Source organism: Neobacillus terrae (assembly GCF_011393025.1).
GTDB lineage: Bacteria > Bacillota > Bacilli > Bacillales > Cytobacillaceae > Neobacillus_A > Neobacillus_A terrae.
Genome location: NZ_JAAOEO010000056.1, coordinates 1 through 6,782 on the forward strand (window position 1 = coordinate 1; position 6,782 = coordinate 6,782).

The following is a 6,782-nucleotide window of genomic DNA, read 5'->3' on the forward strand; positions in this document are numbered from 1 at the left end:
TTGTATGGAGAAAAGAGGGTAATGAGTGGAAATTACTAAGAGAATATATTGAATTGGAGAGGTAAATTCTTATGGTATTATCATGAAAATAAGTTTCTTTAAGATTGGAAAAAAGAAGACCCTGCTCAATCGATAAAAAAAAAGAGGAGAGCGTTAATTAATAAGTCTAAGGAGTGGCGTGGACTGGATTAAGGTCAGTATCAGTATGGACACTTCCTACCCATTTTCATTCTCTGTGGTGCAGCACTGATTTTGTGCTGCATGGATGGCTAACGGGCAGGTTAGTTAAACAAGAAATGAAAATTCATCTTATAAATTAATATAAAATATATGAGAACATACGTTTGTAAAAAGGAGCTTTTATGTTATAATATTCTAAAAATTAACTTTGAAAAGAGGAAATATATTGAGTGAGGCAAGTTACATAATAAGTAATTTCAAACAATACTCACCCTGGTTAAAGACATTAGTTGATTTAGACAACGCATTATGGTCTAAACCAATAGCCAAAGGTAAATGGTCTGTAAGCGAAATAATAGCCCATCTTATGAAGTGGGATAACCATCTATTATTAGAAGTCCTCCCATCGGTACGAAACGAAAAAGGGATGGAGTTTCCTGATTTTGATACCTACAATAAAAAGGCATCAGATTACGTAAAATCAGGTATATCACAATTAAAACTTATTGAAGAAGCGAGAGATACAAGGAATCAGCTTGTAAAAGAACTAAACGAGTTTCCTATTGAAAAATTAAATAAACCCTTACCTGCCAACGGAATAACTCATTGCCCACATACAGGAACACCTTATTCTCTTATGTATATTATTAAGGAATTTACTGACCACGATAACCACCACAAGAGACAAATCATACAATTCTTAAAGGAAAACAACTTGGATTAATTCAAGTTGTTTTTTGAAGCTGTCACGAATGGGCAGGATATTACACCAAATAACAGATGAAATAATGTTTAAATTTAATTTGTGAAACAACACACTTAAAGTAACGGGCAGTTATGTTAAAAAATACAATTACGGCGAATCTTTTTTCTTAATTTATGAAAGGACATTTTACAAGAATTTTGAACATATGAAAGCCTTTATTTTATTAATGGCTATGTTAAACTTTATTGTTGTTTTTAAATAAATATTGGGGACTTCTTACTTGAAGCCCCTTGGTAATTTTTATATCTAAAGTTCAAGAAGTAAATTAGTTTGAAATTATTTTTACATACATACCTTCATCAGCTTTTCTCTTAGCGTTTTCATTCATCTTTTTAATTTCAATTGATAATTCAGAAGAAGGTTTAAGTTGGTCATCATAGAATACAGATGGGTCAATGAGTCTCAATTTATTTTTACGATGTAAATGATATTCGACCTTATCTTCTTTAACAATTACGTTTCGATGTAAATGATTTAAAAGGTTTTTAACATCTTTATCGTTGGATAATCGCAAGAAGTTCATTACTTCTTCATCTGTTCCGAGCAGTGTATTTATGTCAATTATTTTTTTATCCAAAGCGATTTTTAAAGTCTTAGCCAAGAAATCATAACCATAAATATTAAGAGGATTCATAAAGAAATCAATAACCTCTTTGTAATAAGTTCTTACAAACCATTCAGCAGTTTTAATATCCTTTAGGTATATTTTCCCTTCTCTAATAATTAGATTATCTAAGAATATTTCAATTTCTTCTTTTGTGATGTTTTCGTATTGATACATATCTCTCAAGGTATAATCTATCCTGTCAACGCATAACTCAGGAGCTGGTTGTTCGAGCAAACTCCAGTTAGAGTTGTCTAATAGAATGTTTCTATAATCATATCCGTATTTACTAAGAATACGAGGAATTTCTGAATCAGTTATGATTTGATGATAAATTTTTTCGTGGTAATCTTCATTTTTATTTTCAAACACAAAATCAATAACGTGTGAAAATGCAGTATGGGATACATCATGAAGTAATCCTGCAATTTGTTCTTCTAAAGAGCCACCAAGTTTTTTAATTAGGAGCATTACACCTATGGAATGTTCATATCTTGTTACATTCCACTTATCATTAACAAAATAACTTGCTCCTCCTTGGTAAACACCTTTTAGTCTTTGTACTGGTTTACTAAAAATAAGTTCTTCCAGAATTCCATCTATTAAATAATCGCCATAAATACTATCTATTATCTTCATTTATCTTACACCCCTTTATGACTTACAGAAATTTGATAGTCTAAGCCTTTCATTTGTAGCGGTGGTGGAGAATAAACAGCTTTCCACAATTATTTTTGTTATAGATGCATTATCACTTCGATGTTTCACAATATCTAAGAAATGAAACCAACTTAAATTTAAAATGGTCGAGGTATTTTGTTGCCACGCCATTGAATCGTTGCATCCAACCTTTTAATCTACTGTGATAGTTGTTGACATTTTGGATATGATATAGCCCTTTAACACGTTCTGTTCCATCTGACTTAAACCGATAATGTTCCAATCCTTTGCTTTTAGCATAGGTGGAGAAAGCTCTCCAAGCATCAGTGCAAAAGGGTATTGTCTATTGTCAATTTTGTGCCAACAGCTTTATCTAATTGAGTTTTCACAATCCTCCCTCTGCCAAGAACACCTGAATAAGTCGATTTTTGGCGGTCTCTTGCAATTAACACACAAACCTGTTCGTGGCTTATACCTCGAAACTTTGAAGAACCTCCACGTTTACGAAGTTTTCGCCCTTCTATATTTCTTTTTCCTTTTTCGGAATACAAAAAATACGTTTCATCCATTTCTACAATTCCTGAGAATGAATCGAAGTCAATTTGTTTCAACGCTGACAATATTTTGTGTCTCCAATAGAACAAAGTCACAAAATGAACATCTCCTATAAGGTCTGCTGATTTACGAAGGGAATACCCTTCTAACATACATTTAATGAAATTTAACCATTTGTCAGGTTTATGGGTACGATAAAGAGGAGTAGAAGTCACATCCGTTAAAGTTTTTTGGCAGTCTTTACAACGGTATCGTTGCCGTTCAACACTTTTCAGTCCGAGCTTTACAGTATATTTACCAAACCGCACTACTTGTTTAGAGCCACAATGAATACAAGTATAACCGTCTTTGTTTTTTCGTTCAGTTACTTCTTGAAATACAGGTTCACTTGCAGAAAAAGACCCAAGTGAATTGATAAAAAATTCTTTTAAACGATGTTGTTCTGCTGAATTCAACTTTTAAATCTCCGCTATCAATTCACTTAAAGTCATTTCCATCTCTACGAACAAATGTTCTTAGTTTGATTATAGAACATTTGTTTGTTTCAATCAAATATCAACAGAATTATTTAACAGAGCCTTATTAATAAATGAATATCCAGTAAAGAAAGGGATTTTCTATACATGTATTGAAATAAGTAGTTATATTTGTTAAAGGAGGGTGTTTTGATGCTTCAACACGAGTATGGATGGGTTCGAGAAACTAGAGGAACTCTTTTAGATTTTTGTGGGAAATTAGATCCTAATCATTTTACTCATACAAATGGTTTCGGTTGGCAAAGTGTAAGAGACACATTAGTTCATATAGCAGATTGCTATGTTGCATGGCTAGGCTCATTTGTTTTATTGAAGACAAAAAAGCCACTTACTCATAGGGAAGAACTAAATAATCTCAATATAGAGGAAATAATAGCACGATTTGATCAAGTGGATTTAATTGTAAATGAATTATTAGAACTACATGGACATAATTTAAACGTGCTAATTGATAGAAAAATCCCTTGGAGAGAAGCAACTGAACAAATATCTATTACTCCTGGTAAATTGCTAATGCACACGATTACCCATGAGTTTCATCACAAAGGGCAAATAGTAGCAATGCTTCGACAGATGGGATACGAACCCCCAAATACAGATGTTTTAGGAACAGAAGATTAATTTATTCAAGAAGAATTTTGGCAATGTTTAATTGACATTGCCTTTCTCATTGAGTAAGTTTGTGAAGTATTGTTGCACACCAACTTTTATTAATAGTGAAGAATTAATTTTTAAAGAAATGTATCATCCTTTAATAAAGGAACCTGTAAAAAACTCTTCCCATCTCAATAAATTGACTTTGATTACCGGTTCGAATGCCTCTGGTAAATCAACCTATATGAAGGCTGTTGCAATTAACGCAATTTTAGCTCAAACGATTAACACAGTACTTGCAAGTAGTTGGAGTATGAAGCCTAGCTATGTACTTTCATCAATGGCGATTCAGGAAGATGTCATTGATGGAGATAGTTATTTCATAGCTGAAATTAAGTCGTTAAAACGGATTATTCAAACAGTCGAATCTGGTGTTCCTTGTTTGTCTTTTATTGATGAAATCCTTCGTGGAACAAATACTGTAGAACGCATTGCAGCGTCAGCTTCAATTATGGAATGGCTTAGAAAACATCAGGGTATGACTTTGGTTGCTTCACACGACATCGAATTAGCAACGATGGTAAGTGGATTTAATAACTATCATTTTCACGAAACAGTTCAAGAAGACAGTGTATATTTCAACTATAAAATTCATCCAGGACCTTCCACAACTAAAAATGCAATTAAATTGCTTGAGCATATGGATTACCCGTCCTCAGTTACAAAATTAGCAAATTCTTTAGCTAATAAGTTTGAAGAAAAAAAAGAATGGAATTAACAAGCAAAAAAATAACCATAATCTATAAGAGTGTTTGGTAGGGCTTATTAAAATTTATATGAATTAGGACAATGAAAATATTTTTTTATTTTTTCTCCAGTACAACTACCTATTCTCCGAATTAATAAACTCTCTTAAAGATATTGGAATTAACACATATCAGTTAAAGGAAATTGCGAATATTTTCCCTTTAACTATAGGGTGCTTTAGTTAAATAAGCAAATCCTTATATAACAAAGAAAACTCGCAAATTTCTAAAGCGAGTTTTTTTGTTAATGTAATTATATCCTTATGGTATAGCAACAATTTTTACGAAAACAGCCTAAAAGAAAGAGGACTTCCCTTTTCCAAGGCCTATTCTGTTTCCAGGGAAGAACTTAATTAGGTCTTATCTAAAAATAAGAGCATAACAGCCCTTTTCTCTTATTCAGCTAAAGGGGCAAGGGGCAGGTTAGTTGAAGAACAAAAAGGAATTTGTAGTGGTCTTCACGAACCTAAATTGTAAGAAATTCATCTTTATATTTTTAAGATCCCTAGTATCGAGGAGTGATTAAACTGATTCATGTAAAAAATATTCTGTCTGATCAGTTCTTAGCAAATGCTAATGACCCTAGTTGGTACAGACCATTTTTAGAATCCGTTGAGGATTTAACAGAAGAACAAGCATATTGGAAGCCAAATGAAAATTGTTTTAGTATAGCTGAGATAGTACAGCATCTTACCTATTGGAATCAATCCTGGCAGACTAGGTATATTAAATCGCGAATAGACGCTGTCCCTTCAATTGGAAGTAATGAACAAAGCTTTATAATCCCTGAAGATATGACCTTTAATGATTTGAAAAAAATGTTGCTGGATGTTCTCCTCAGGTGGGAAGGATTACTATCTCCTGATAAATTAGAAAGTGATGTTATCGGTTTTTCGGAAAAGGCTTCGTGGTGGCAAATCCTCGGAAATGCAACTACCCATAATGCATACCATATCGGCCAAATTATATATATAAGGAAACTACAAAACAGTTGGAATACTTTTCTCTAAACAGTTCATTTAGTTAACAAAGTTTTTTATTTGCATTACTCTTTATGATTAAGTTCTTTTGCACTAAATGGCAGGTTAGTTGAAGAAGGAATTTGTATTTTCTTCCAGAATATAATTTATTAGACATATATTGGGGGAATACAAATGGGGTTCTATTGGGTGGGCTTTATTTTTTGGTTTTTAATTATTGCATCATTCTTATTATTAATATTTGGCACATGGAAAAAATCTTGGAAAGTTTTAATATGCAGTGGAATTTTCCTTATTTTACCGTCACTATATTTTGGTGGTGCAGAGAATCTGTTTAGACTGCTTGTTCTTTTTCCTCTTATTCCTTTTGTACTTGCAGTTTATATTAAAAAAAGAGTCTAGCCCCTTTATAATAGCGATTGTTTAATAAAGACTAACGGGCAGTTTAGCTCAATATTATCATTTATTAAAAACTAACATTAAGGGTGAAAAGGATGATGAAAGACAAAAAAAGTTTCAAAAAGACAAATAATAGAGTAGTCCACGGTAAGACACCAGAAGAACGTTTTAAGGAATTACACGGAATAACAATAGAGGAATGGAACGAACAACAATTCAAAGCTAAAACTGGAATGACATCTGATGAATGGTATATTAATGAGGCGAAATCTACAACACCTTACGGTTTTATTAAAGAACGCTACGGAACTGTTACCGAGGATGATATAAAGCTTGTTAAGGATTTGCAACTTTTGGGATTAAAAGATGACGTTATATATGTGTTATTTGATTATGTTGCAATTGTAAGTAGAATCGGAATGGTTCACCCGATGGTAAGAGAAATAGGTGAAAATTGGTTTAATGAAAAAATATTTACAATTGAAAAAGCGATTTCTTATGTTAGAGAACAGCAGAAGAAATATATATGATTATTTATAAAAAAATGGAAAGTTTGTGAAACATTGTACTTAAACAAACGGAGGCTTATGCTTAATAAAGGGTTGTGGATGCAGCCCTTTTTCTTGCTAAACCAGCTAATAGTTTGTCAAGACTTTTCAATAAAAATAGAAATTTTGCCATGGTATACTAAAAATAAGCATG

At 32.4% G+C, this 6,782-nt stretch carries 6 protein-coding genes and 1 pseudogene; 5 read left to right on the forward strand and 2 right to left on the reverse strand.

The window, feature by feature from the left end:
• Positions 1-406 precede the first annotated feature (406 nt).
• A complete protein-coding gene (locus G8761_RS26350) occupies positions 407-904 on the forward strand; it encodes a DinB family protein (RefSeq protein WP_166030898.1) in 498 nt (165 codons plus the stop codon).
• A gap of 307 nt (positions 905-1,211) precedes the next feature.
• On the opposite strand, the gene G8761_RS26355 is transcribed toward G8761_RS26350, so the two are convergent.
• Together G8761_RS26355 and G8761_RS26360 are read right to left on the reverse strand one after the other, a co-directional pair.
• Entirely contained in the window at positions 1,212-2,189 is a 978-nt protein-coding gene (locus G8761_RS26355; RefSeq protein ID WP_166030899.1) for an HD domain-containing protein, read from the reverse strand.
• A gap of 15 nt (positions 2,190-2,204) precedes the next feature.
• A pseudogene (locus G8761_RS26360) lies at positions 2,205-3,220 on the reverse strand (IS1595 family transposase).
• A 213-nt stretch (positions 3,221-3,433) separates the two neighbouring features.
• Between G8761_RS26360 and G8761_RS26365 the strand changes: the two are divergent.
• The 4 genes from G8761_RS26365 to G8761_RS26380 all read left to right on the forward strand — a co-directional run bounded on the left by G8761_RS26365 (position 3,434) and on the right by G8761_RS26380 (position 6,610).
• Positions 3,434-3,922, forward strand: a complete 489-nt coding sequence (locus G8761_RS26365) for a DinB family protein (RefSeq protein ID WP_166030900.1) — start codon at positions 3,434-3,436, stop codon at positions 3,920-3,922.
• Between the two features lie 31 nt (positions 3,923-3,953).
• Positions 3,954-4,673 (forward strand): MutS-related protein, encoded by a 720-nt coding sequence (locus G8761_RS26370; RefSeq protein WP_207789363.1) that lies wholly within the window; start codon positions 3,954-3,956, stop codon positions 4,671-4,673.
• A 555-nt stretch (positions 4,674-5,228) separates the two neighbouring features.
• Entirely contained in the window at positions 5,229-5,711 is a 483-nt protein-coding gene (locus G8761_RS26375) for a DinB family protein (RefSeq protein WP_166030903.1), read from the forward strand.
• A 464-nt stretch (positions 5,712-6,175) separates the two neighbouring features.
• Entirely contained in the window at positions 6,176-6,610 is a 435-nt protein-coding gene (locus G8761_RS26380; protein WP_166030902.1) for a DnaD domain protein, read from the forward strand.
• Positions 6,611-6,782: the final 172 nt, after the last annotated feature.